Annotated in this window: 18 protein-coding genes; 13 read left to right on the plus strand and 5 right to left on the minus strand. The window is 37.6% G+C overall.

What is annotated here, in order from left to right; genetic code table 11:
- The first annotated feature begins 128 nt into the window (after positions 1 to 128).
- The 5 genes from ACJVDK_RS16400 (at position 129) to ACJVDK_RS16420 (ending at position 7,675) form a co-directional block, all read left to right on the plus strand.
- Positions 129 to 464 carry a PadR family transcriptional regulator gene (locus ACJVDK_RS16400; RefSeq protein ID WP_443937743.1) on the plus strand — a complete coding sequence of 112 codons (336 nt, stop codon included), beginning with the start codon at positions 129 to 131 and terminating at the stop codon, positions 462 to 464.
- Between the two features lie 16 nt (positions 465 to 480).
- Positions 481 to 2,088: a PspC domain-containing protein gene (locus tag ACJVDK_RS16405; RefSeq protein WP_443937744.1), complete on the plus strand. Its 1,608-nt coding sequence runs from the start codon at positions 481 to 483 to the stop codon at positions 2,086 to 2,088.
- 7 nt (positions 2,089 to 2,095) lie between these two features.
- Positions 2,096 to 2,455: a hypothetical protein gene (locus tag ACJVDK_RS16410; RefSeq protein ID WP_443937745.1), complete on the plus strand. Its 360-nt coding sequence runs from the start codon at positions 2,096 to 2,098 to the stop codon at positions 2,453 to 2,455.
- Positions 2,456 to 2,655: 200 nt separating this feature from the next.
- On the plus strand, positions 2,656 to 6,996 hold the full coding sequence (locus ACJVDK_RS16415) for a PAS domain S-box protein (protein ID WP_443937746.1): 4,341 nt from the start codon (positions 2,656 to 2,658) through the stop codon (positions 6,994 to 6,996).
- Positions 6,997 to 7,015: 19 nt separating this feature from the next.
- Entirely contained in the window at positions 7,016 to 7,675 is a 660-nt protein-coding gene (locus ACJVDK_RS16420; RefSeq protein ID WP_443937747.1) for a GDSL-type esterase/lipase family protein, read from the plus strand.
- A gap of 14 nt (positions 7,676 to 7,689) precedes the next feature.
- Here ACJVDK_RS16420 and msrA read toward each other — a convergent pair whose 3' ends face one another.
- The gene (msrA, locus tag ACJVDK_RS16425) at positions 7,690 to 8,289 is read right to left on the minus strand and encodes a peptide-methionine (S)-S-oxide reductase MsrA (protein ID WP_443937748.1); all 600 of its coding nucleotides are present in this window, start codon (positions 8,287 to 8,289) and stop codon (positions 7,690 to 7,692) included.
- A 304-nt stretch (positions 8,290 to 8,593) separates the two neighbouring features.
- Between msrA and ACJVDK_RS16430 the strand changes: the two genes are divergently transcribed.
- Positions 8,594 to 9,556 carry an isopenicillin N synthase family dioxygenase gene (locus ACJVDK_RS16430; protein ID WP_443937749.1) on the plus strand — a complete coding sequence of 321 codons (963 nt, stop codon included), beginning with the start codon at positions 8,594 to 8,596 and terminating at the stop codon, positions 9,554 to 9,556.
- A 123-nt stretch (positions 9,557 to 9,679) separates the two neighbouring features.
- Here the strand turns inward: ACJVDK_RS16430 and ACJVDK_RS16435 are convergent, their stop codons facing one another.
- Positions 9,680 to 11,497 carry a serine hydrolase domain-containing protein gene (locus ACJVDK_RS16435; RefSeq protein ID WP_443937750.1) on the minus strand — a complete coding sequence of 606 codons (1,818 nt, stop codon included), beginning with the start codon at positions 11,495 to 11,497 and terminating at the stop codon, positions 9,680 to 9,682.
- 471 nt (positions 11,498 to 11,968) lie between these two features.
- On the opposite strand from ACJVDK_RS16435, the gene mutL reads away from it, so the two are divergent.
- From mutL to ACJVDK_RS16465, 6 genes are all read left to right on the plus strand, one after another.
- Positions 11,969 to 13,804: a DNA mismatch repair endonuclease MutL gene (gene mutL, locus ACJVDK_RS16440; protein WP_443937751.1), complete on the plus strand. Its 1,836-nt coding sequence runs from the start codon at positions 11,969 to 11,971 to the stop codon at positions 13,802 to 13,804.
- A gap of 12 nt (positions 13,805 to 13,816) precedes the next feature.
- Positions 13,817 to 14,530, plus strand: coding sequence for a rhomboid family intramembrane serine protease (locus tag ACJVDK_RS16445; protein ID WP_443937752.1), 714 nt, complete (start codon positions 13,817 to 13,819; stop codon positions 14,528 to 14,530).
- Complete coding sequence (locus ACJVDK_RS16450) at positions 14,523 to 15,383, plus strand: rhomboid family intramembrane serine protease (RefSeq protein WP_443937753.1); 861 nt, start codon at positions 14,523 to 14,525, stop codon at positions 15,381 to 15,383. The genes ACJVDK_RS16445 and ACJVDK_RS16450 overlap by 8 nt, the downstream gene beginning before the upstream one ends.
- Positions 15,383 to 16,486 (plus strand): endonuclease/exonuclease/phosphatase family protein, encoded by a 1,104-nt coding sequence (locus tag ACJVDK_RS16455; RefSeq protein ID WP_443937754.1) that lies wholly within the window; start codon positions 15,383 to 15,385, stop codon positions 16,484 to 16,486. The genes ACJVDK_RS16450 and ACJVDK_RS16455 overlap by 1 nt, the downstream gene beginning before the upstream one ends.
- Before the next feature lie 99 nt (positions 16,487 to 16,585).
- On the plus strand, positions 16,586 to 17,218 hold the full coding sequence (locus tag ACJVDK_RS16460) for a nitroreductase family protein (RefSeq protein ID WP_443937755.1): 633 nt from the start codon (positions 16,586 to 16,588) through the stop codon (positions 17,216 to 17,218).
- A gap of 202 nt (positions 17,219 to 17,420) precedes the next feature.
- Positions 17,421 to 20,150, plus strand: coding sequence for a carboxypeptidase regulatory-like domain-containing protein (locus ACJVDK_RS16465; protein ID WP_443937756.1), 2,730 nt, complete (start codon positions 17,421 to 17,423; stop codon positions 20,148 to 20,150).
- A 94-nt stretch (positions 20,151 to 20,244) separates the two neighbouring features.
- Here ACJVDK_RS16465 and ACJVDK_RS16470 read toward each other — a convergent pair whose 3' ends face one another.
- The 3 genes from ACJVDK_RS16470 to ACJVDK_RS16480 are packed head-to-tail and all read right to left on the minus strand — an operon-like array spanning position 20,245 to position 24,333.
- Positions 20,245 to 21,207, minus strand: a complete 963-nt coding sequence (locus tag ACJVDK_RS16470; protein WP_443937757.1) for a 2-hydroxyacid dehydrogenase — start codon at positions 21,205 to 21,207, stop codon at positions 20,245 to 20,247.
- Between the two features lie 5 nt (positions 21,208 to 21,212).
- Positions 21,213 to 22,007, minus strand: a complete 795-nt coding sequence (locus ACJVDK_RS16475) for a DUF4249 domain-containing protein (protein ID WP_443937758.1) — start codon at positions 22,005 to 22,007, stop codon at positions 21,213 to 21,215.
- A gap of 4 nt (positions 22,008 to 22,011) precedes the next feature.
- Positions 22,012 to 24,333 carry a TonB-dependent receptor gene (locus tag ACJVDK_RS16480; RefSeq protein WP_443937759.1) on the minus strand — a complete coding sequence of 774 codons (2,322 nt, stop codon included), beginning with the start codon at positions 24,331 to 24,333 and terminating at the stop codon, positions 22,012 to 22,014.
- 408 nt (positions 24,334 to 24,741) lie between these two features.
- On the opposite strand from ACJVDK_RS16480, the gene ACJVDK_RS16485 reads away from it, so the two are divergent.
- On the plus strand, positions 24,742 to 25,704 hold the full coding sequence (locus tag ACJVDK_RS16485) for an acetyl-CoA carboxylase carboxyltransferase subunit alpha (protein ID WP_443937760.1): 963 nt from the start codon (positions 24,742 to 24,744) through the stop codon (positions 25,702 to 25,704).
- Positions 25,705 to 25,829 lie beyond the last annotated feature (125 nt).

Consider the following 25,829-nt stretch of genomic DNA (forward strand, 5'->3'; position numbering starts at 1 on the left):
GATTTTAATTTGCGAATATTTTTTTGTATAAATTTTTGTTGTTGATTATCAGTTAGTTGTAAAATTTATTTTTGTTTTTATAGTACTTTGTATTGCATAGTACATAGTAAAACATATATCTTTGTAATATGATAGCAGAAAATACGCAAACGCAAATGCGGAAAGGGATTCTGGAATATTGTGTTTTATCCATCATTTCACGTGGTGAGATTTACGCATCCGATATCATTGCCGAATTAAGAACGGCGAAGCTATTGGTGGTGGAAGGCACCTTATATCCATTGTTAACTAGGCTTAAAAATAATGGATTGTTAAGCTATAACTGGGTAGAGTCTACTTCAGGTCCCCCTCGTAAATATTATACCCTTACCGATGATGGAAGGAGTATTTTATCGCAACTTAATCAAACTTGGCAAGAATTGGCCTACGCGGTGAATGTTTCGCAAACAGGAATCAGTTCATAATTAGTAATACACTGAAATGGAAAAGACCATCATTATAAACATAGGCAATACCATCATTCACATTGAAGAAAGTGCCTACGAACTTTTAAAAGCATACTTAAATGAGGTAAAGCATTACTTTGCCAACCATGCCGATGATTTGGAAATTGTAACCGATATCGAAAACAGAATTGCTGAACTATTAAATGAACAGCTTCTGACCCAAAAGAAACAAGTTGTAGGTGCTGCGGATGTGCAGGCCGTAATTTTGCAAATGGGGCGCGTGCAAGATTTTGATACCGAATTGGAAGAGGGGAGAGAAGCTCCTGTAGAAGAACCTGCTCAATTTTCGGTGCCAAAAAAATTATATCGCGACATGAATAATCGGGCAATTTCGGGTGTGTGTAGTGGTATTGGACACTACTTTGATATAGAAGCCAAATGGGTTCGTCTTTTGATGATTTTATTGACTTTCTTCGGGGGATCCGGCTTGTTTATCTACCTGATCCTTTGGATTATTATGCCGCAAGCAAATTCTCGAGTCGAACGTATGGAGATGAAAGGTGAGCCCGCTAACCTGCAAGGATTTCAGAAAAATTTAGATCAAGAGTTGGAAAATTTGCAGATGGCCAAAAAAAGTTCATCATCATTATTTGGGCATTTCGGTAATTTTTTGGCTGAATTCTTTGAGTGGTTGGGTCGTTTTTTGTCGGGGACTGGCAAAGTGATTTTTAAAATAATAGCTGGATGCATCATTTTTTTCGGTTGTTTTTTTCTCTTGGCTTTAATCCTAAGTTTTGGATTTCTCATGGGCTTTTCAGACGAAGGAATTTACAGTACTTTGCCATTTAGCATGGTAGAGGAAGGGCATCGTACAGCTATTTTATGGGCTGCTTTGGTTATCATCTTCATTCCGCTTTTGGCCTTGGTATTGTTTTCTATCCGTGTTGCTTTTAATCGGCAGGCTATTAATAAAACACTATCTTTTGCTTTGTTAATTGTTTGGTTAATAGGTGTTTGTTTTGGTGGGTATTACGTTTCAAGGGTATTGAGTGGCTTTAAGCAACACGCTGAAATCACGCAAACAATCAATTTGCATAACTATCCTGAATACGTACTTGATTTAGATAAAAAGCGATTTTTTAATCCCGAAGATAGCTTGAAGTTTAAAATAGATAAGCAATTGTTTAAAAATAGTGTGGTGGTTGAAGATTTGGATCAGGATGGCCCTTTTGTAAATCCCTATAGAGTGCGCATCGCGATAGAGAAAAGTCTAGATAATAAGGTGCGGGTTGTGGAACATCGTCAATCGCATGGTAAAACCTTTGAAAACGCTTTGCAAAATGCACAATCCATAAGCTATGTATATGATGTAAAAGATTCGTTAATTTCTTTTAATTCATTTTTTAAAGTAAATGAGACCAGTTTATGGCGAGATCAAGAAATGAAAATACAGTTATATGTTCCAATTGGGACCAAGATTGTATTGAAGAGAGACTTGTATCGGTATATGGATAATATCTGGTGCTGGGAATGTGAAGAAAAAGAAGGCAAAGATGCTAATTTTAGTACCTGGATTATGACTGAAAATGGATTGAAATGTGCGTATATAGTTAATCATCCGGAGGAAGAACAAAACCACTAATCTTTTTATGAAAAAAATAGGAGTTACATTTTTGCTTACTTTTTGTATGTTCTGCTTCGCTTGCACAGAAAGCGGTCAACACAATCAATCGATTTCGGTTTACGAAAATGAAAATATCTATCGCTTTGAGGCAAAATTTCCGGTAGATAAAACGCAAAAGGTACGCGCATATTTGAATAAAGCCCTTAAAACAGCGGTTTCCTTTAAACGAAATCCTTCTACGCAGTTCGATTTACCAGGAAACAGTACGTTTAATGTTGAGTTGGCCTTAGGGTTTTTCGAGATGAAATTTGATAAGGAACATGGTTCGCATGCTAATTTGCTTAAGGTTAAGCGATTAGCGGATGGGTTAAACGAGGTTTTGTAAGAATAAAAATAAATGTGAAATTATTTTAAAGGTTGATGCAGTGAATGTGTCAACCTTTTTGTTTTTTGCTTATCTTGTAAATGAATTGCAGATACTTTTTAACCAAATTTTTAGCGTGTTATTATGAGTTATGAGTTGATCCGCGCGACATTCAATTATGAAAGAGTAAATACAGCATTCACACAATTTAAGACAAGTAGATGAAAAACAACGAAGTAGAAAGACTTGCAGCTTTAAAGAGCTATGACGTATTAGATTCGTTAAGTGAAAGGGATTTTGATAGAATAACAGACCTTGCATCTTTAATTTGCGGCGTAAAAATCTCCTTAATCTCGTTAGTTGATAAAGACCGACAATGGTTTAAATCAAAAAAAGGATTGGATGTAGACGAAACATCTCGGGATGTGTCATTTTGTAATTATACCATTCAAAAGGATGCGATAATGGAGGTGGAGGATGCCCAACTGGATAAGCGATTTAAGGATAATGAATTAGTAACAGGAGATCCGAATATCCGATTTTATGCCGGGTATCCGTTAATTGATCCAAAAGGATATGCATTGGGCTCGTTGTGTGTGATTGACGATGCCCCAAAAGTGCTAACTAAGGATCAAAAAAAAGCATTGAAGCTATTAGCCGAAGAGGTAGTAGTATTAATTGTTGAGCGACGAGACCGTGAGGAATACCGCAACTTTGCGAAATTGTTTGAACTTTCAGATGACATAATTTTTGTGTCTGGTGTAAATGGGGTTTTTAAAAAAATAAATCCAAGTTTTGAGCGGGTTTTGGGCTGGGAAAAGCGAGGTGTGACAGATTCACCCTTTCTTAAATACATTCATCCAGACGATGTTGCATTTACTGAAGAAAAAATTAATCAATTAATAAAAGATGGCAAAGGCGTTCAATTTTCAAATCGCTTTAGAACCAAATCGGGAGAATATCGAGAGATGCATTGGGTGGCTACCATTGAAGAATCCACAAAAAATATCTTTTCAATTGGTAGAGATATTACAAAGCAATTGGAGCAGCATCGTCAATTAATTAACAGCGAACGAAAGTTTAAGACCTTTTTTGAAAATTCGCAAGGCTTAAAGTGTACCCACGATTTAAATGGAAATTTTATTGCTGTAAACGAAGCCGGTGCCCGTATTTTAGAATATTCGAAGGCTGAGTTAGATAATGCCAGTTTATTTGATGTTGTGCCGCAGGAACGCCATGAACTACTCAGACAATATTTGATTGATATTCAAGAAAGTGGAAGCTTAAAAGGGCAGATGATTACCCTGACTAAAAGTGGTAAAGTAAGGTTTTGGATGTATTCGAATGTTTTAGAACGTGATGTGGATGGGGAGGTGTACGTGATTGGGAATGCTGTGGATATTACTGAGCAGCATGAGCTGCAATCAGATTTGGCTTATGTTCGTAAAATTTTAGAACAAACCAATGAGGTTGCGCGTGTGGGAGGCTGGGAAGTAGATATCGTGAATGATAAAGTCTATTGGACGGATATGACCAAAGAAATTCATGGTGTTGGTCAAGATTTTGTACCTGATTTAAAAACCGGAATTGATTTTTATAAGGAAGGAGAGAGCCGGGATAAAATTAAAAATGCCGTTGAATTGGGTATGAAACACGGTACGCCTTGGAACCTTGAGGTACAAATTGTAAATACACAAGGAAACGATGTGTGGGTACGTGCCTTAGGAAATGTGGAATATAAAAATGGTGTATGTAATCGTTTGTTTGGTACCTTTCAAGATATCGATAAGTATAAGCGGGATGAAATTGCCCTGGAAGAATCGCGTCAATTATTTAGCAATGTATTAAATGCCGCACGCGAAGTTTGTATTATTGCTACAGATGTAAATGGTGTAATCACCTTGTTTAATAAAGGAGCAGAAGAAGCTTTAGGCTTTGATTGCGAGGAAATGATTGGAAAAGAAACGCCAGAAAGATTTCATGAGAAAAAGGATTTAGCAGAATACAGCGCGCAATTGAGCGCTGTATTGGGTAGGCCAGTACAAGGTTTTGAAATATTCATTTTGTATTGCAATAAAGTATACCCTAAAAAATATTGGAAATTTTTAAAGAAGAATGGTGAAGAACTGATTATGTCAGTGAATGGGGCTGTTATTCGGGATGAAAAAGGAGAGCCTATCGGCTACTTGGCGGTAGCAACTGATCGCAGCAAAACCATTGTAGCCGAGAAAGCGCTAGCGGCAGAAAGAGCGCGGTTATTGGCTTTTATTGAACACACGCCAGCAGCAGTAGCCATGTTGGATAAACAAATGAATTACATTGCGGTTAGCCGCAAATGGATGTCTGACTATGGGCTAGAAGGCGTAGATATGTTGGGTAAATCACATTACGACTTTTTTCCGGTGGTAAACGACGCACGGAAAGCCCTGCATCAAAAAGTATTAAAAGGTCATGTTGAGCGTAAAGAAGAAGAGGAACTTGAAAATAGATACACCGGCGAAAAAATCTATTTAACTTGGGAGATGCGTCCATGGTTTCAGGATGAAAATGAAATTGGGGGTATTATGATTTATACCCAAAATATTGATCAAATTATCGCGCATCGCGAAGAATTAACCTTGGCTAAACTTCAGGCCGATCAAGCAAATTTGGCTAAATCGGAATTTTTGGCCAACATGAGTCATGAAATTAGAACGCCTTTAAATGGGGTAATTGGCTTTACCGATTTGCTGCTGAAAACAGAATTAAATGAAACGCAAAATCAATATTTAACCATTGTTCATCAATCAGCTAATTCTTTGCTGAATATCATTAACGATATTCTAGATTTTTCAAAAATAGAAGCGGGCAAGTTCGAACTCGATATTGAGAAATGTGATTTATTTGAACTGGCTTATCAAGCTTCCGACATTACAACCTATCAAATCCAAACAAAAAAGTTGGAGATGTTGCTCAATATATCGCCAGATTTACCTCGGTTTATTTGGGCTGATAGTGTTCGGTTAAAGCAAATCCTCATTAATTTGCTCGGAAATGCTGCTAAGTTTACTGCTGAAGGCGAAATTGAATTACGAATTGATGCTTTAGAACAAAAGAACGACGAATGCTTGATGCGTTTTAGTATTCGCGATACAGGAATTGGAATTAAGCCAAGTAAGCAAGAGAAAATATTTGAAGCTTTTGCACAAGAAGATTCTTCTACCACCAAAAAGTATGGCGGTACCGGTTTGGGGTTAACCATTTCCAATAAAATGCTTCGTTTAATGGATAGTGGCCTCCGCTTAAAAAGTAAAGTGGATGAAGGGAGTACTTTTTATTTCGATGTTCGCTTTAAATGTGAGCATGGAGAACAACCAGAATTCGAAGATATTAGTGAAATAAAGAATGTGTTGGTTGTGGATGATAACGACAACAACCGATTAATTCTGAAAGATATTTTAAAGCTCAAGAATATTCAGGTTGATGAGGCTAAAAACGGATTTGAAGCCTTACAATTTTTAGCAGAAGGCAGGGATTACAATGCTATTTTAATGGACTATCACATGCCGTATATGGATGGTTTAGAAACCATTCGGAAAATTAGACAGAGCTTTTTTCAAGATGCAGAGAAATATCCCATTTTGTTATTACATAGTTCATCAGATGATGGAACTTTGATTAAGGAATGTCAAGAACTGCAGGTTAGTTGTCGTTTGGTAAAACCGATAAAAATGCCCGATTTATACCGTGCACTGGCCCGTGTATATGAACCGGAAATCGTCGCGAAAGCTGAACAAAAGATTGATGTTCCAGTCATCACGAAAATGAATCCCTACAAAATAATGATTGTGGAAGATAATGAGGTAAATCGTTATTTAACTAAAACATTGGTCGAAAGAATGTTGCCTGGAGATTTAATTTTTGAGTGCAAGGATGGTAAAGAAGCCTTAGAAATGTATCTGCGCGTACAGCCCGATTTGATTTATATGGATATTCAAATGCCGATAATGAATGGATACGAAGCAACAAGACAAATCAGAAAAGTGGAAGGTGATAAGAATACGGTCATTATAGCCATTACAGCGGGGAACGTTTTAGGTGAACGTGAAAAGTGTCTCGATGCCGGGATGAACGATTTTATTACCAAGCCAATTTTAGAAGAGACCATTAATCTCTCACTTAATAAATGGTTACCTTTTATTGAGAATAGTAAGGCGGCAGAAAAAGTGCAAGCAGAAACGACAGAATTGGTGCATTTTGATGAGAAACGTTTAGGAAGCTACTACAACATGAATTCCGACAAAATGAAGCTCATTATTCAATTAACTATATCGCAATTGAAAGAGGCTTTGGTGGTGTTGGAAAAAGGGATAGAAGACAAAGATTTAGCTGAAATTAACCTATTAGGACATAAGTTGTATGGTACGGCTGTGTCTGCCGGATTGCTTCGTTTAGCAAAAATTTCAACTTCTTTAGATCAACTAGGATCGTTGGAGGATGGTGAAATAAATGATTTGGAAAAAGAATTTACTGCAGAAGTGAGTTACTTAATTGATTTCCTCGATGAAAAATACTTGAAATAAAAATACGTTTTAGCAATAGATGAAAAAATACCTGTTTGCCTTAGCCTTTTTTTTGTTGGTTCATTCGGTTGCTTTTTCGCAATCAAAACCCCGTTTCTGGGACGATGTGCAAGTAATTAAAGCGTATGATCAAATGTATAAACCACCTGCAAATCCGGTACTTTTTGTAGGGAGCTCTTCTATTTGGAAATGGGATAATTTGACGCAGCTATTTGCAGAGTACAATGCGCTCAACCGTGGTATTGGAGGAGCGGTTATAAATGACATCACCTTTTATTTAAACGACGTTGTTTTTCCCTATCATCCAAAACAAATTGTGCTGTATGTTGGTGAAAATGATTTGACGGATGATCATACGACCGCAGATACCGTGTTAAATAGAACGATAAATTTGATAAAGGCCATCCGCTTAAAGCTACCAAAGGTGCCCATCGATTATATTTCCATAAAGCCTAGTCCAAGCAGAGCGCAGTTTCAGGAAAAGGCCCTTGCATCGAATCGGTTGATTAAGGAGTTTATCGCTACACAACAGAACATGCGGTTTATCGATGTGTATCCACTTATGTTAACAAAAGAAGGAAAAATGCGGCCTGAACTTTTTGTTTCTGACCGCTTACATCTCAACCCAGATGGTTATGCGATTTGGGAAAAGATTGTAAGACCCCTTTTAATTAACTAGGTTAAAACGCAGACTTAATTTTTTAGCTTATTCTTAAACACTTTTTCGAGCTTATCGAGTTTGGGCAATATAACTAAACGGCAGTACGGAGCATCAGCGTTATTTTGATAGTAGTTTTGGTGGTAATTCTCTGCTGGATAAAATTTCTGTGCAGGCTCAATTGCTGTTACCACTTTTTTGCCAAACGCATTGGTTTTGTTAAGTTCATTTTTATACTTCTCGGCTAAAACTTTTTGTTCGTTACTGTTGTAGAAAATAATCGAGCGGTATTGTGTTCCGGTATCCGCTCCCTGGCGATTTAACGTAGTTGGATCGTGGCTTTTCCAAAACACTTCCAATAAATCGCTGTAAGAAATCATTGAAGGATTAAAGGTTATCTCGGTTGTTTCGGCATGCCCCGTTAAGCCACTACAAACTTCCTCGTAGCTTGGATTGGCTAGTTTGCCACCTTCATAGCCCGATTTAACCGATATGACGCCTTTCAGTTTTTCGAAAATTGCTTCTGTACACCAAAAACAACCCATTCCAAAGTTGGCCTTTTCTGTCTTTTTTTCTTGCGCATGAACGAAGTTTAAACTGAAAGCAAATAGGAAAATTAAAATGATCTTTTTCATGTGTGTTCTATTAGTTGGAAATGCTTTTTGCTTAATTATGTGAAGTTTGCTTATTATCCGCAAACAAGCCTTCCTGCTTATAAGTATACGAAAAATTCGTTGAATTGGTTTTATAGAATAACATCTGATTCATCATGTAACGCTAAAAACGGATGCATGTTATCTTTTGTATTTTTGAAATAGTAAGTTACTGTTGATAACTTAACGTGTTTGTAATTAGTTATTTGATTTGATTTTTTTTGCTATTTGCAAGGTTGTTAACAATTCTTTTTTAATTTCGTAGAAACAACTAAAAATAGAAATTATGTCTACACCGTATATTCCATGTTTAGACTTAGGCTCGTATATTCACGGGACTGAAGAAGAGCGCAAAAAGTTTTCAGATGAATTGGGACGTGCATTTAATGATTCGGGTTTTGTAACCATTACCAACCACGGCTTAAGTCAGGAAATGATTGATAGGCTTTATGAAAACATTCAAGCGGCCTTTGCGTTGCCTTTAGAAATCAAGCGGAAATACGAAAAACCCGAATTGGCAGGTCAAAGAGGGTATACCAGTGCAGGTAAAGAAACCGCTAAAGGTGCAAAAACGCCAGATTTAAAAGAGTTTTGGCAAATTGGACAAGAGGTTACGGATGGCGACCCGGTTAAAAATGAATATCCGGATAATGAAGTGCTAGAAGAACTGCCTGAGTTTAATGTTGTAACCGGAGGAATTTATAAGAAACTAGAAGAAAATGGAACGCATTTGTTGCGTGCTATTGCGACATACTTGAATTTACCCATCGATTATTTTGATAAGCATGTGCACAACGGGAACTCTATTTTAAGAGGGATTCATTATTTCCCAATTGAAAATCCTGAGTCGATTCCAGATGATGCGGTTCGTGCTGGAGCTCATGAGGATATTAATTTGATTACCTTGTTAATTGGTGCAAGTGCCGATGGTTTAGAAGTGTTAACGCGTAGCAATGAATGGTTGCCAATTAAAGCACATCATACAGATATTGTGGTAAATGTAGGCGATATGTTGCAACGATTAACCAACAATAAACTTCGTTCAACCACGCATAGAGTGGTAAATCCACCACGCGAGTTAATGAAAACCTCTCGTTTTTCGGTGCCGTTTTTCTTGCATCCACGTAGCAACATGGATTTAACAAGCTTGCCATCAACCATTGATGCTGAACACCCAAAATTGTATAGCGACATGACTGCTGGTGAATATTTGGATGAACGATTAAGAGAAATTGGATTGAAAATGTAATTTTTTCAGTCCTACGCATAAAAAAAGCCATTAAAAGAATCGTCTTTTAATGGCTTTTTTGCTTTTGTAATTAAAAATTTCAGGAATCGGCGTGTATGCTAGATGCATCTGAGGAGAACGTCATTAGTTCTTCGAATCATCTATTGCTTTGTTTACAACGTCTTGAATACGACCTCTAATTTTCAAGGTCGATAGTTTATCACTTACCGTTGGGTTCACCCGGTTCGATAAGAAAATATACACCAATCCGCGTGATGGGTCTACCCAAACACAGGTTCCGGTATAGCCCGTATGGCCATAGGTTTGAGAAGAAGCCAGCTCAGATGGATAGTGCTTTGAGGTATCCGGATCCCAACGATCGAAGCCTAAACCTCGGCGGCTTACATTCGATTGTTTGGTTGTAAACAAATTAACGGTTGTTGGTTTGAAATACTCCTCACCTCCGTATGTACCGCGGTTTAGCAACATTTGGTATATGATGGCTAAATCGTTGGCACTTGCAAATAAGCCCGCGTGACCGGATATTCCACCAGCGAGGGCCGCACCTTGGTCGTGTACATAGCCAACTAAAAGGGTTTTACGGAAATAGGTGTCGTTTTCGGTTGGGATGATTTGTTCAGGTTTGAAACGATTTCTTGGTAAAAATCCAGCTGTTTGCATCCCCAAGGGTTGATAAAAATTTTCGGCGGTATATTGGTTTAAAGGTTCTTCGCTAATCTGCTCAGCAATATCTTTCATTACATACATACTGATATCGCTGTATACATAAGAACCGCGCGTTTTGATAGGCGAATTGAGCATTTTTGGCCACATGAAATCTTTGAAAAATCCTTTTTTGATGTAATAATTGTCGGCAACTTTGGTTGGGAATGCAGCAGATGAATCGCGGCTATAATCGCCTGTTTTTACATAATCGTGAAAAGGAATATACGGAATAAAGCCTGCTTGATGGAGCATGACTTCGCGTACGTGAATGTTGGCCATGGGCGTGTTGCGTGCTTTCGGGATATATGCTGAAACAGTGGTGTCGAGGTTTAATTTTCCTTGTTCATAAAGGCGCATAATGGCTGGTGTGGTGGCTGTAACCTTGGTTACTGACGCCAAGTCGAAAATATCCGTTACTTTATCGGGAACATTCGTGTCGTAGGTATGGGTTCCGTAGGCTTTGTTAAAAATGACTTTACCATCTTTTGCTACCAATACAACTAAACCTGGTGTTGCCCGTTTTGCAATGGCTTCGGCAGCAATGGCATCAATTTCTGCCAGTTTGTTGGCGTTAATTCCGGCATCTTCAGGTACCGTATATTTTAATCGCGTGACTTGTGTTGAAAAACCCGATGAAGTGGTGTATTTTCCAGAAAAAGTAGCCACAAGTTTATTGCTTGCTGCAATTCCGCCAAAAATATATTGAGGCATAATCATGGCCGCATCGACATTGTTTTGTTGGGTAAATACAATAGGGCTACTAATATTGTCGAAAGCGCTTAAAGCATTTCCATTTCCAAAGTAGGCCACAACTACATCTTTTGTTTTGCTGATGTTATTAATAAAAGCTGTGAATTTTGGGTTGCTTAAATTTTGCTGATCAATGCTGATGAGGATGGTGTTGAAGTATTTTAAATCGTCTTCTAAATCGTCTAAAGTAGCTTTATCCGCATAGTTGCTAGCGCTAAATGAGTTTATTTTCGTGTATTTATTGGCAAGACTGTCAAAGGCTGCTTGATAGGCAAAGTTCAAATTTACGGAAGCAATCGCCCTTTTATCGAGGGTTTTAAGCGGAATCAGTTCTTTTTGGTTGTTGAGTAAAACCGTAGTGTGGGTGATGGCTTCTGCTATTTCTAATTTTTTTTCGTTGATGGCATGGTCTTGTGCACAAGCGGTTAAGCTAGCGATATTGAATAAGCCTAGTGTTAAAAGGCCGAGTAATTTATGTTGTTTCATGTTTTTTATTTATTCAGATAGGTTTTAAGGCCTTTATGTGGTTTTAACTTTTGGTATAGACAAGTATAGGTAATTCCAAGGAATTTGATTGTGTAGCCTTGCAAAATTGCGCTGTAGGAGCATAGTTGTTTGCTGTTTTTGCTTGTTTTCTTTGGCCAATGGCACTGCCTTAGTGGTCTAAACCCGATTGCGTGTAAAGCCTTTTTATTTAACAAATTTTGGGTTACAATGGTTTTGATAAAAAGCTTGAAACAAAAGCGGGAAGAAATTTTCCAAGCATTACTGCAGTTGCTTTTCTAAATCTGTATGTTTTCTTTATAAGGGTATTAGCTTCTGGGTTATTGGCTTTAAGGACGTATTTTGCTTGATTGAATGGGGGTATATCTGTGGCAATTGTGTAAAACTTTGTGCTTGTTTCGGGTAAAAACGTCTAAAATTGCCTAATTTAGCGAATTCACTTTTCCTGTATAAATGACTGATATAATTAACTTATTACCCGATGCTGTTGCCAATCAAATTGCGGCCGGAGAGGTGGTTCAAAGACCGGCTTCTGCTGTAAAAGAATTGCTTGAAAATTCAATTGATGCGGGTGCAGATAAAATTCAATTGGTAATTAAGGATGCCGGAAAAGGGCTGATTCAAATTATTGATAATGGCTGCGGCATGAGCGTGACGGATGCGCGGATGTGTTTTGAACGACATGCTACTTCGAAGGTTAAAAAGGCGGAAGATTTATTTGCGATTCGTACCATGGGTTTTCGTGGTGAAGCTATGGCTTCGATAGCAGCGATTGCACAAGTGGAGATGAAAACGCGCCGTCATGAAGATGAAATTGGTACGTGTGTAACGATTGAAGGTTCGACGGTTGTTTCGCAAGAGCCTATTGCCACGCCACCGGGAACGCAAATTTTGGTTAAAAATTTGTTTTATAATGTTCCGGCCCGTCGTAATTTTTTGAAAAGTAATCCGGTTGAAATGCGCCACATTATGGATGAGTTTCAGCGGGTGGCTATGGCACATCCAGCCATTGCGTTTAGTTTACACCACGATGGTACCGAGATTTTTAATTTGCCAAAGGGGAAATTGAAACAACGTATCGTACACTTATTTGGTAATAATTATAATGAACGATTGGTGCCTGTTGAGGAGGAAACATCGATCATTACACTTAATGGATACATTGGAAAGCCGGCGTTTGCCAAGAAAACACGTGGTGAGCAGTTTTTCTTTGTGAATAATCGTTTTATTAAGGATGCCTATTTGAATCATGCAGTAAGCTCAGCTTTTGAAGATTTATTGCCGGATGATAGTTTTCCTTTGTATGTGTTATTTATTGAAATTGACCCGGCAAACATTGATGTGAACGTGCATCCGACAAAAACGGAGATCAAATATGTAGATGAGAAATCGATTTATGCTATTTTAAAATCGGCTGTGAAACGTTCAATTGGTCGATATAACATTGCACCAACCCTCGATTTTGACCAAGAAACAGGGTTTAGTAACATGATTTCGCCTAAAGCTGTGGAAGATATTGTGCCGCCAAGCATTAATTTTAATCCAGATTTTAATCCTTTTGCTACAGATAAAACCTCTACATCGGGGTATGGTTCTTCTTCTCGGAATTACGAAGCACAACCCAGCGCGAAGAATTGGGGTTCCTTATATGATATTACGCAGCAACCCGTTGTTGAGCAGACTTCTTTTTATGCCGATGATACTGCTTTAGAAACGGTTAAGAAACAATATATGCAACTGCATAATCGGTACATTGTTTCTCAAATTAAATCGGGTTTAATGGTTATCGACCAGCAAATGGCGCACGAACGCATTTTGTATGAGCGTTTTTTGATGCATTTGGAAGATCGTAAAGGAGCTTCGCAGCAAAGTTTGTTTCCGCAAACCATAACCTTAAATGCCAATGATTTTGAATTGGCAAAAAGTTTGTTGGATGATATCAAGAGCCTTGGTTTTGATGTGCGCGAGTTTGGTAAAAATACCTTAGTGGTAGAAGGAGTACCAGTTGATTTAGGAAGTACGAACATAAACGAAACACAACTTTTTGAGCAATTAATTGAAGGGTTTAAAAACTCACAACAAGAATTAAAATTAAACAAACGCGATAGTTTGGCGCGTAGCTTAGCTAAAAACAGCGCCATTAAAGCCGGTACAGTTTTAGCACAAGAAGAAATGAATACGCTTATTGATGAGCTATTTGCCTGCAAAACGCCTAATTTTGGTGTAAGCGGCAAACCGGTTATTCAAACGATAACATTAGACGAACTTGACCGAAAATTTGAGAAATAAGAAAGTAACTAAATGAGAAATATTTATATCCCACCCGTAGTTAAGAATTTGTTGATTATCAATATTATTTTTTTTCTGGCTACTTTGGTGTTTAATCAGGGTGGAAGCTATCCTTTGGTAAAGTTTTTTGCGGTTTATTATTTTAACGCACCCGATTTTAGAATTTGGCAACCCATCACTTATATGTTTATGCATAGCCCGGTAGATTATTTGCATATTCTCTTTAATATGTTTGCATTGTACAGTTTTGGGAGTGTTTTAGAGGCGAAATGGGGAGCAAAGAAATTTTTAATTTTCTATTTTGTAACAGGTTTAGGTGCTTTGGCATTACAATGGGCTGTACAATCTGTAGAGGTTTATAATGCTGCAGGTTACTTGATTCGAGATATCGAAGCCTTTCGGCCACAAAGTGCTGATCAGGCATCTTTGTTGGGCGATATTTATTTTGGGCCTATGTTGGGAGCTTCGGGAGCCATTTTTGGGCTTTTGGTTGCTTTTGGTATGTTGTACCCAAATGCTGAGTTGCTTATTATGTTTATCCCGGTTCCGGTTAAAGCTAAATACATTATTCCCATTTATATTTTAATTGAATTATCGCTAGGTATTGCTAAATTTAGTGGCGATTCTGTTGCACATTATGCGCATTTGGGCGGTGCTTTAATTGGGTTTATTTTAGTTAAAATTTGGAAGAAGAAGGACGATACTTTTTATACGTACTATGAATAATACGCTGTTTAAGGATTTAAGTTATAAAGTTTTTCGCTCGGGTAATCCCTTATATTTTTATATTGGTGTAAATACCTTGATTTTTCTGGCGGTAGCGCTAACTTCTGTTGTGTTCTTTTTAACGGGGAACGCGATTGAATTAACTGCTTTTGTACGCGCATACCTTGGCTTACCGGCAGGTATTTCTCTTTTGCTTGAAAGATTTTATACACCTTTTACGTACTTCTTTTTTCACGAAGATTTTTTTCATCTATTGTTTAATATGCTGAGCCTTTTTTGGTTTGGCAGTATTTTTTTAAATTTTTTAAAACCAAGACAATTTCATTTCGTTTACTTAGCTGGCGGCTTGGCAGGCGCGCTATTTTATGTTGCTTGTTTAAATATTTTTCCTGCTTTTGTGGGGGGCTTAGCTGGGGCTACCGTTATTGGTTCATCGGCTGCGGTAATGGCCATCATTGTGGCTACTGCAACCTTGGTTCCAAACTATTCGCTTATGCTGATGTTTATTGGTGAGGTGAAAATTAAATACATTGCACTGGTTATTTTTATTATCGATATTATTGGTACCGGAAGTGTAAATGCAGGTGGAAGTTTTGCGCATATTGGAGGTGCCGTTTTAGGTTTTTGCTACATTAAAAGTCTTCAAAATGGAAACGATTGGAGTACATTTAAGCTGTTCAAACGTAAGCCTAAATTAAAAGTTGTACGCAACGAGGAACCTGCAAAGAAAACAACCACTCAAAATGTTGCACAACATGAAATTGATGCTATATTGGATAAGATTTCTAGTTCGGGATATGATAAATTAACAAAAGCAGAAAAAGATAAATTATTTAATGCAAGTAAAGAATAATGGCAAAACGTAAGTATAACTTCTTTGATAAGCTCATTTTACCACTTGCGGTTGTATTTGCTATTCTTTTATTGTTAGCCACAGTTGCCGGCCAAATAGATCCCCGGAAAAGCATTATGATTGCGTTTTTGGGACTTTCGTACCCGTTTTTATTGCTTTTTAACGGTTGCTTTCTTTTTTGGTGGATTTTTAGAAAAAAAGTTGTTTTCGCATTGGTAACCTTAGTGGTTATTGGTGTTGGTTACAAGGTGTTGCATGCTACATTTGGCTTTCTAGGTGATACGGGACCCGCAGAGAAAGTAAAAACAGCCATTCGCGTAATGACCTACAATGTGCATAGTTTCAAGTTGTTTGGCGAAGAAAATTCGCTGTCAGCTAAAGATGGGATGCTGGAGGTTATAAAGAATGAAAATCCGGATATTATTTGTTTTCAAGAATTCTTCACCCGAAGTAAAGGAAAATACAATACCATTGATAGTTTAAAGAAATTACTGAACGTAAAATACTTTTATTATAGACCGGTTTACGATAATTCATACGAATCTTTCGGGTTGGCAATTTTCTCGAAATATCCCATCAAAAATAAGGGAGAAGTTTTGTTTGATGGCTTTGGCGATAACATGAGTATTTATGCTGATGTTGAAATTAATGGAAAGTTGGTTCGGGTGTATGATGTCCATTTTCAGTCGATTAGTTTTCAGTCGCAAGATTATGCGTTTATTGATGAGTTGACCAAAAAGAAATCGGGCAAGGTAACCGGAATGAAACGTATTTTGCGCATGTTGAAGTACGCTTTTGAGCGTAGAAGTAGTCAGGTGGATAAAATGAAAGCAGAAATGGCTCAATGTAAGCTGCCGTATTTTATTGCTGGAGATTTTAACGATACCCCTGCATCGTACGTGGTAACACAAATTACAGCAGGATTAAACAATTCCTTTATCGAAAAGGGCTCGGGGTTTGGTAAAACATATAATGGTAAATTCCCTAATTTTCAAATCGATTACATTGCTTCTACCAAACAATTATCGGTTTTAAACTATAAAATCATCCCCGCTAAATTATCCGATCATTTTCCGATTCGGGTAGATTTTAAGTTAAATTAATAAAGAATATTATTTTCAAATTACAGTTTTCTTACCATAAGTCAACGAGGCTTATCATGAGGAAGCAGATATTTGTATCATAACATTAGAAACAAGACTATGAGTTTAATAGAAGCACTTAACTGGCGATATGCCGTAAAAAAAATGAATGGTCAACCGGTTGAACAAGAAAAGGTTGATAAAATTATTGCTGCGGCTCACTTAGCCCCAACTTCTTCAGGTTTACAACCGTTTAAAGTAATTGTTGTAACCAACCAAGAATTAAAAGAAAAAATTGTTCCAATTGCATTTAATCAATCTCAAATTGCCGATTCGTCGCATTTATTGATTTTTGCAGCACAAGATAAATACACCCAAGAAGGAATTGATGAAGTTTTTGCACGCATGAACGCTGAGCGTGGTTTACCTGATTCGGCTACTGAGGCCTATAAAAATACGCTATCGGGCATGTTATTATCGCAAACTGCCGAAGCAAATTTTAACCATGCGGCACGTCAAGCGTATATTGCTTTTGGATTGGCCATTGCTGAAGCAGCTTTGTTAAAAGTAGATGCAACTCCAATGGAAGGCTTTAATGCAGCAGCATTAGATGAGTTATTAGGCTTAGATAAATTAGGCTTAAAAAGCGTTACCTTATTGCCATTAGGTTATAGAGATCCGGAAGGCGATTGGTTAGTAAACTTGAAAAAAGTACGTGTGCCGTTAGATAAATTTGTAATTGAATTGAACTAAGAACGTTTTATAATAGATGTAAACAGGTCGCCCATGAATCAGGCGACCTGTTTGCGTTTTACGGGGCTTATGTCCTGTTTAGCTGAGGTTTTGCTTTCTTTAAGTGGAATTTTTATGTAAAAAAATGTTAAAGGGGCTTTCAATTTAGGCGCTATATGTTTATTTGGATATATTTACATCCTGTGTATTTAATTTCCAATTCATGAAGATTTTTAGAATATCGTTTATACTTCTTGCGCTTATATCTGTATTAAACTTTACTTCGTCGGCACAAACCGATACCATTAGCATTACTAATTTGATTGCGAAAACAAATAAATTGCTAACCGATTATCCAACCGAAAAAATATATCTGCATTTTGATAAACCGTATTATGCGGTAGCCGATACCGTTTGGTTTAAGGCATATGTTACGGAAAGCCAGAATATGCTATCGAACTTAAGTAAAATTGTTTATGTAGATATTATCAATCAAAAAGATTCATTAATGCAAACCTTAAAACTGCCGGTAGTTGGTGGGATGGCAAATGGAAATTTCACCCTTGATCAGGCCAATTATAAACAAGGAAATTACCACGTTAGGGCTTATACCATGTGGATGCTGAATTTCGATGATCCCGCTTTTTTTAATAAAGCATTTTACGTAGGCGAATCTATTGATAAGGAATTAAAAACAAACATCAGTTTTAAAAATACCTCAACAGATAAGCTGGAAAAAATAGATGCACGTGTGCAATTTAAAGATGTGAATAATCGGCCTTTCGCGAATAGAAACGTGAGTTGGCAAGTGATCACCAGTTATACTGTTATTGCAAAAGGTAAGGCTACTACCGATGCCAATGGCTTTGCAACAATCGCCATGACGAATGCACAAAAGGCGGAATATAAACTGCAAAAAGGAGAATTGGTAACGTATTTAAGTACCACCGATAAGGATTTTGTCATTAGTAATTTCGTACTCAAAAATGCCATTGTAAACTATGATTTTCAATTTTTTCCGGAAGGAGGAAGTTTAATTGCTGGTATAAATAATAAGGTTGCCTTTAAGGGAATTAAAAGTGATGGATTGGGCATTAATGCAAAAGGAATTGTAACGGATAATGCCGGCAAGCAAGTGGCTACCTTTACAGCGCAACATGTGGGAATGGGTAGTTTCCAATTTGTGCCAGAAGCGGGAAATACGTATAAAGCTGCGGTTACCTATTCAGATGGGACAACGCAATCGTATTCTTTACCTGCACTAGCAGCAAGTGGCATACGCCTGAGCATTGATAATAGTAATACCGAAAATCTTTCTGTAAAAGCTCAGGCAAATGATGCTTTTTTTGCACAAAACGAAGGCAAAAAATTCTACCTCATTGCACAAAGTAAAAGTGTAATTTGTTACGGTGCACAAACCATCTTAGCCAATAAGGAGTTTAGTGCTACCATCCCTAAAAATAAGTTTCCAAACGGAATAGCACAATTTACATTGCTCACCGAAGGAGGCAAACCACTTAGTGAACGCATTGTTTTTGTGCAAAACAAAGCTGGAGAATTGGCGCTTACGTTAAGCTCAGCCTTACCGGCATACGGCGTAAAAAAGAAAGTGAAGATTAATGTAGCGGCAAAAAAAGCCGGAGCTCCGGTGCAAGGTAATTTTTCTGTTGCGGTGATTGATGAGACAAAAGTGCCTTTTAGTGAAGATGCCACAACGACCATTTTAACCAGCTTGCTACTAAACAGCGATGTGAAAGGCTACATCGAAAAACCGAATTACTATTTTAATGCCCCAGACGCAAAGAAAAATGCTGATTTAGATGTTTTGTTGCTTACCCAAGGGTATCGTTCTTTTGCTTATACCGATGTGGTGGCTAACAGATTGCCAAAAATTAGCTTTTTACCGGAGCAAGGTATTGAAGTTTCTGGGGTGTTGCGCTTATCAAATGGTATTCCTGTTAGAAAAGGTGCTTTGTTGTTGAGCATTCCTGATAAACGATTTAACTTAGAAGGAATAACCGATCCAGTTGGAAATTTTAAATTTTCAAATTTAGTATTGAATGATACTTCTAAAGTAACCATTTCAGCAAAGTACAGTCCAAATTATCGTTCCATGGTTATTTCGGTTGCAGGGGTGCCAACACCTACTATTACCCGAAATTTTAATGGAGCAGATGAGGTTATGAACATCGATAGTGCCCTGAATAATTATTTAGATAATAGTAAAAAACAATATGCTTATTTACATACCTTAAAAGATGTAAACATTAAAGCCGCAGCTATTCCAAAAGTTAGTCATAAAGATTATCCCGCGCTAACGGGTTTAAGTCAAATTGCCGACCATGAAATTGCTGGAGACCGATTGCAAGGCTGTAATTTATTCATTAATTGTTTGCAAGTGATGGCTACTGGCGTTACCTATATGGATAATAATTTTTATGTAAGTAGAGATTATAATCAAGGTAACCGTACCCCAATGGGTATCTTTTTAAATGGAATGATTGTAGACGTGAATCAATTGAATAGTATTAATGCCAACGAAGTGGAGTCGGTTGAGATCTTCTTGAAAGATGATTTGGGTTTGGTAAATCGGGCAAATAATGTAAATGGTGTAATTGTTATCAACATGAAGAAAGCACCTAAAGGGCAAAAAATTTCGAAGGCCGAACTTATGAATATGTTACCAAAAAATTATGAGGTAACGTTTTCTCCACAGGGATATAACAAAGTACGCCAGTTTTATTCGCCTAAGTACGAGGTTGCCGCTAGTTTAAATCGAAGTGATCTGCGTACCACTATTTATTGGAATCCGAATATTGTTACCGATGCTGCCGGTTTAGCATCTTTTGACTTTTACAACGCAGATGGTCGCGGGCAATATAAAGTGGTGATTGAAGGCTTGGATGCCGAAGGGAATTTAGGTAGATCGGTTTTCAGGTATACGGTGAAATAACTTCCTTTTTAAACGATAAATCTTTTCAAAAAAAGGCCTTGATTTCTTAGCAATCAAGGCCTTTTTACGCAAAATATGTGAGTGAAAGTTTCTTTTACTGCACTAAAAAAGGTAATTTTTCGCCCTTAAGTCCAGCCAAAATATTTTGTACAATGCTGTTGGCCATAGCATTTCGTGTTTCTATAGTAGCACTGCCAATATGTGGCAAAACAGCTACATTTTCCATGCTTAATAAGCTGTTGTTATCATCCATGGGTTCCGGATTTGTAACATCCAGCCCTGCTCCCCAAATCATTTTTTCATCAAGTGCTTTAATTAAATCTTTTTCGTTGTGAATGGCTCCGCGGGCGGTGTTGATAAAAATAGCCGTCGGTTTCATCTTTTCAAATACAGATAAATCAAATTTTCCTTTCGTTTCTTCCGTTAGTGCCGTATGCAGACTCAGTACATCGCTCTGCGCTAAAAGTTCATCGAAAGCTACATATCGTGCATTTAACTCTTTTTCAGCAGCCTCGTTTGGTTTACGGTTGTGATAAATGATGTCCATTTCAAAAGCTGCGGCACATTTTTTGGCAAGTGTTACACCTATTTTACCCATCCCAAAAATACCCAAGGTCTTCCCTTGTAACGATTGCCCCAAAACAGGGTTAGGTACATACGTTTTCCAATTGCCAGCAAGGATTTCCTTGTGGTTGAAAAAAGCCTTCCTTGATACGGCTAGCATTAACAAAAGAGCCGTGTCGGCTGTGGCATCATTTAAAACATTGGGCGTGTTTCCTATCTGTATACCTAATTTGTGCGCTTCCTCCACATCTACTTTGTCAAATCCTACCGAATGTAGGGCAATAACTTTTAGGTGCTTGCAGGCGTTTAAAAAGGTCGAATCAAGCACATTCGGGCCAATGCTAATGAGACCATCACAATCTTGACAGGCTTCTATTAATTCAGCTTGAGAAATTTGTCTTTCTTCCTTCCAACAAGAAAATAAGATGTCAGCTTTTAGCAATTCTTGAAGTGCAAACTCGGGTAATTTTCCGCTAATAAATAGTTTAGGCATAAACGTTAAGGTAAGGTTATCGTTTGTTTTTGATAGGTATGCGCACTAAAATATCCTAAAGCATTATTGGATAGGTTAGATGGTGGGTTGGATGGTGTTGTTCCCTGATTTGGACCCCTCGAATCTTGCGCACTCAGCGAGTACCAATAATCGTAAATATTTGTATCTATATCCTCCATTTCAACGCTCACTTTATCGCCCGATTGTAATTCTTCTTCATCTTCATTATCGTGAAAAAGTTGGATACGTATTTTATTTCCATTCGTTAAACGATCGTTGCTCACATACACGCGCTGTTGAAATAAGTTATTTATGTACAAATTGAAATGGTAAAAATTGGTTTCATTTGCCGGATCAACAAAGTAAGCCGCAGGAATTTTTGTTTCGGAGCCAAAGAAATTATTGGTCACAATGCCTATGGAATCAAGTTTAACCAAGTTGGGCATTTTGCTGCTGGCCGTATACGTTTTACCTTCCACATTTACTTGCAAACTGTAGGTAACACCCGATATACCACGCATATTGCGTATGTACACACCTGGAGAATTTTCAATAAAAGTGAAACTGCTTCCGTTGCTTCCTTTTACTGTTACAGTAGCTCCACTAACTTTTGGGAAATTACTTTCACTGTTGTATGAAACAGTTTTGCTGATTATAATACGTTGCACTTCTAGTTGGTCACTTATTTTACCTTCAATAACAATTTGTGGAGCTGCGTCGGTTGTATCAATATCAATAATCTTTTTGCAAGAACTGCAAATAAGACTAATAAGGGCTATATATAGGTGTATTTTTTTCATGCTATTAAAATTTAAAGTTCCACGTAACGGCTGGAATAATGCCAAATAACGAAATTTGTTGCGCAACTGTTTTATTCGGGTTATTCGGGTCGGTAATAAAATCGATTGCGTATGGGTTTTGTCGGTTTAGCGCATTGTACACGCCAAAATTCCAGCTCGAATGAAATTTGCCGGTATTCTTCCCTTCTAAGGTAGCGCTTAAATCTAAACGCATGGTGTAAGGCATTCTCCCCGCATTGCGTTCGGTGTAATAATAAGCGGTTTGGTTACCAATGTTATATTTTCCAGCTGGAAAAGTAACGGCATTTCCGGTGCCATAAATAAAAGCAGAAGAAAAAGTCCAGCGTTTATTCAGGTTATAAATACCTACTACTGATAAATCATGTGTTCTATCCTGTCTCGAGGGAAAATAATTTCCATTATTTAATTCGGCAAATTTTCGTTCCGTTCTCGATAACGTATAACCCACCCAGCCATTTAATTTGCCAAATTTCTTTTTAAAGAAAAGTTCTAAACCATACGCTCGGCCGGTGCCGTACACCAGTTCCGATTCTACGTTGGTATTCGCCAATAATTGCGCGGCATTTTTGTAGTCAATCTGATTTTGCATCCATTTATAATACACCTCAGCAGAAAACTCATATTGGTTTTCATTTAAATTCTTAAAGAAGCCAAACGACACCTGATCCGCAATTTCGGGTTTTATGTTGTTGCTGCTCAAAACATATTGATCCGTTGGCGAGCTAGACGTTGCATTGCTCAAAATATGAATGTTTTGGGTGTTGCGGTTGTACGATGCCTTTACGGAGTTCTGCTCATTAAATACATAGCTCATTGAAATTCTTGGCTCCAAATTGAAATAATTTTTATAAAAATTTCCATTTCCCACGACATCGGTTGCAGTAATCTCACCATTGGCATTGTAACTGCTAAAATTACCGGGTCCCATCAAGGAGAACGCCGCTAGTCGTAAGCCATACAAGATGTTCAATTTATTATTAACGGTCCATTCATCTGAAATATACAGGGCACTTTCCAATCCATAGCGCTTTTCTTGTTCCAAAGAATTTACCTGCGAATCGCCTCCAGATTGGATGCTGATAGGCGTAATGCGGTGTTGCGTCACGTTTAATCCAAAACGTAAAGTATGATCGTTGCTAAAATATTGAAAGTCTTCTTTAAAATTAAAATCACGAATTAAGGAGGTCGCCGTAAAATTGGTCACATCGTTTAACAATTTAACCGTGTAGCGGTAATCGTTATAAATGAATGAAGTATTCGAGAATAAGCGGTTCGAGAAAATATGGTTCAAACGAAGTGTGGTAGTCGCATTCCCCCAATTGTTTGAAAAGAAATCTTTCACACCAATGTTATCCTTGCCAAAGTACCCCGATAAATAGATGGTATTTTTATCATTTATTTTATAATTGGCTTTCAAGTTAATGTCGTAGAAATTCAACGTACTTCCGTTAATAGAAGAGTCGCTCGATGCGCGTAGAAATAAATCAAGGTAGGTTCTTCTAAAGCTTACCATAAATGACCCCTTGTCTTTCACAATGGGGCCTTCGGCCTTAATACGCGAAGCAATTAAACCAATACCACCTTGAAATTCGAAGGCTTTGTTATTACCATCTTCCATTTTTACATCCAAAACAGACGACAATCGCCCGCCATATTGCGCAGGCATACCTCCTTTATACAGGTTAACATCTTTCACCGCATCAGCATTAAAAGTAGAAAAGAATCCCAGTAAATGCGACGAGTTGTAAACTACGGCTTCATCCAATAAAATTAAATTTTGATCGGCAGCGCCACCTCGAACATAGAAGCCTGTATTCCCTTCGCCACCCGATTTCACGCCCGGCAATAATTGAATGGTTTTAAGCACATCCTTTTCTCCTAGTAGAACCGGAATATTGTTTAAAGCCTTCATGTCAATACGCTCCAAACCCGTTTGCGGACTTTTAACATTTTCATTCTTGCGGTTTTTAGCACTAACTACTACCTCATTTAAATCGTTGGCCGCTTTTAACTCTGGGCTCAACTTTATATCCTTCGTTAAGTCTATTGTTTGCGTAATAGAACCATATCCGGTATAGCTAAACGTAACCGTGTAGCTTCCCGCAGGTTGTGTTAAAGCATAATAACCATAAGAATTGGTTAAGGTTGCCGCATTTTTAGCACCGGTAATTTTTACAGTGGCGCCAATAAGTGTTTCGCCACTCGCAGCGTCACGAACGGTACCGCTCAATGTAAATTTTGTCTGCGCCCAAACTGAAAACGATAAAAAGATAAATAAAAAGGAAAGACAATAACGTAGAGGCATATAAGCTGGGTATATTTTTTAATAGAAACAAATGTAGTAATTATAAAAACTTTCGGTTGGTCTAAATAGATCGATTGATGTTGATTTTTTTGATGAAAGTACTGTTTTTTTATTTGAAAATGAGCGTTCGTAGTGCTTGGTGCAGTGCAGCCCTGCTATCGTTGCAATCTTTTTGTTTTTTCATGCTAATTCTAGTCTTTTTTGTGGTGTAAACAAGATTTGTTTCGTTTCAACTTAAGAACGATGAAAAACAAAAAGTATTTTCACTCTATCAGGTTTATATTTTATTGGAAATGCGCTGTGGCAAAAAAAAATACAGCAAATTATTAAACAGAAGGGTAGCGCCCTTTGCTTTCAAAAAAAGCTTTCTACTTATTAAATATTTATATGTAATTTTACCCCCCAATTATGCAGCAAATAAAAACATCATTCGATTTCGAAAAACCTATTGCCGATTTAATTCAGCAAGTTGAAAAGGTTAAACAAGTTGCCGAAAAAACTAAGGTAGATATGTCTGCCACGTTAGAAGAATTAGCTGGCAAGATAGACGAGACCACTCAAAAAGTATATAGCAATTTAACAGGATGGCAAAAAGTACAAATGAGCCGTCACCAAGATAGACCTCAAACCCTCGATTATATCAATATGTTTTGCGATGATTTCATCGAACTGCATGGCGATAGAACGGTAAAGGATGATAAAGCTATCGTGGGTGGATTTGCGACAATAAACGGCGAAACGGTAATGGTTATCGGTCACCAAAAAGGAAAAAATACAAAAGAGCGTCAATTCCGCAATTTTGGTATGGCCAATCCTGAAGGGTATCGCAAAGCTTTACGTTTAATGCGCTTAGCCGAGAAATTTAATAAACCCGTTATCAGCTTTATCGATACCATGGGTGCTTACCCAGGTTTAGAAGCTGAGGAGCGCGGACAAGGAGAAGCCATTGCTAGAAATTTACTAGAAATGTCGGTACTTCGCGTACCAATTATTTGTGTAGTAGTAGGAGAGGGTGCTTCAGGTGGTGCATTGGGTATTGGTATTGGCGATCGTGTTTACATGTTAGAACATACTTGGTATTCGGTTATCTCTCCAGAATCTTGCTCTTCTATTTTATGGAGAAGCTGGGATTATAAAGAAAAAGCTGCTGAGTGCTTAAAGTTAACTTCAGCCGATATGTTTAAAAATGGTTTAATCGATGGCATTATTCCTGAGCCTTTAGGTGGTGCACATCAAAATCCTGAAGAAATGGGACAAACCATGAAAGAACAATTGATAAAAGATTTGGCTACGTTGAAAAAGATTAAAACCGATAAATTAATCGAACAACGCATTGAGAAGTTTAGCTCAATGGGGGTTGTAAACGAATAAGGCATCAAAAACATACTTTTTAGAAAGGGGTATTCGAACCAATCGGATACCCCTTTTTTTGTAGAAATAATTTTCTTTTCAAGCAATGTGATGAGCATAAAAAAAGCGACCTACAGCTGTAAGTC

The organism is Pedobacter paludisoli, assembly GCF_052344095.1.
GTDB lineage: Bacteria > Bacteroidota > Bacteroidia > Sphingobacteriales > Sphingobacteriaceae > Pedobacter.

Excerpts from the sequence above, each read along its gene's own strand:
- ACJVDK_RS16400 (WP_443937743.1), top strand. The coding sequence starts at position 129 with ATGATAGCAGAAAATACGCAAACGCAAATGCGGAAAGGGATTCTGGAA.
- ACJVDK_RS16405 (WP_443937744.1), top strand. The coding sequence starts at position 481 with ATGGAAAAGACCATCATTATAAACATAGGCAATACCATCATTCACATT.
- ACJVDK_RS16410 (WP_443937745.1), top strand. The coding sequence starts at position 2,096 with ATGAAAAAAATAGGAGTTACATTTTTGCTTACTTTTTGTATGTTCTGC.
- ACJVDK_RS16415 (WP_443937746.1), top strand. The coding sequence starts at position 2,656 with ATGAAAAACAACGAAGTAGAAAGACTTGCAGCTTTAAAGAGCTATGAC.
- ACJVDK_RS16420 (WP_443937747.1), top strand. The coding sequence starts at position 7,016 with ATGAAAAAATACCTGTTTGCCTTAGCCTTTTTTTTGTTGGTTCATTCG.
- msrA (WP_443937748.1), bottom strand. The coding sequence starts at position 8,289 with ATGAAAAAGATCATTTTAATTTTCCTATTTGCTTTCAGTTTAAACTTC.
- ACJVDK_RS16430 (WP_443937749.1), top strand. The coding sequence starts at position 8,594 with ATGTCTACACCGTATATTCCATGTTTAGACTTAGGCTCGTATATTCAC.
- ACJVDK_RS16435 (WP_443937750.1), bottom strand. The coding sequence starts at position 11,497 with ATGAAACAACATAAATTACTCGGCCTTTTAACACTAGGCTTATTCAAT.
- mutL (WP_443937751.1), top strand. The coding sequence starts at position 11,969 with ATGACTGATATAATTAACTTATTACCCGATGCTGTTGCCAATCAAATT.
- ACJVDK_RS16445 (WP_443937752.1), top strand. The coding sequence starts at position 13,817 with ATGAGAAATATTTATATCCCACCCGTAGTTAAGAATTTGTTGATTATC.
- ACJVDK_RS16450 (WP_443937753.1), top strand. The coding sequence starts at position 14,523 with ATGAATAATACGCTGTTTAAGGATTTAAGTTATAAAGTTTTTCGCTCG.
- ACJVDK_RS16455 (WP_443937754.1), top strand. The coding sequence starts at position 15,383 with ATGGCAAAACGTAAGTATAACTTCTTTGATAAGCTCATTTTACCACTT.
- ACJVDK_RS16460 (WP_443937755.1), top strand. The coding sequence starts at position 16,586 with ATGAGTTTAATAGAAGCACTTAACTGGCGATATGCCGTAAAAAAAATG.
- ACJVDK_RS16465 (WP_443937756.1), top strand. The coding sequence starts at position 17,421 with ATGAAGATTTTTAGAATATCGTTTATACTTCTTGCGCTTATATCTGTA.
- ACJVDK_RS16470 (WP_443937757.1), bottom strand. The coding sequence starts at position 21,207 with ATGCCTAAACTATTTATTAGCGGAAAATTACCCGAGTTTGCACTTCAA.
- ACJVDK_RS16475 (WP_443937758.1), bottom strand. The coding sequence starts at position 22,007 with ATGAAAAAAATACACCTATATATAGCCCTTATTAGTCTTATTTGCAGT.
- ACJVDK_RS16480 (WP_443937759.1), bottom strand. The coding sequence starts at position 24,333 with ATGCCTCTACGTTATTGTCTTTCCTTTTTATTTATCTTTTTATCGTTT.
- ACJVDK_RS16485 (WP_443937760.1), top strand. The coding sequence starts at position 24,742 with ATGCAGCAAATAAAAACATCATTCGATTTCGAAAAACCTATTGCCGAT.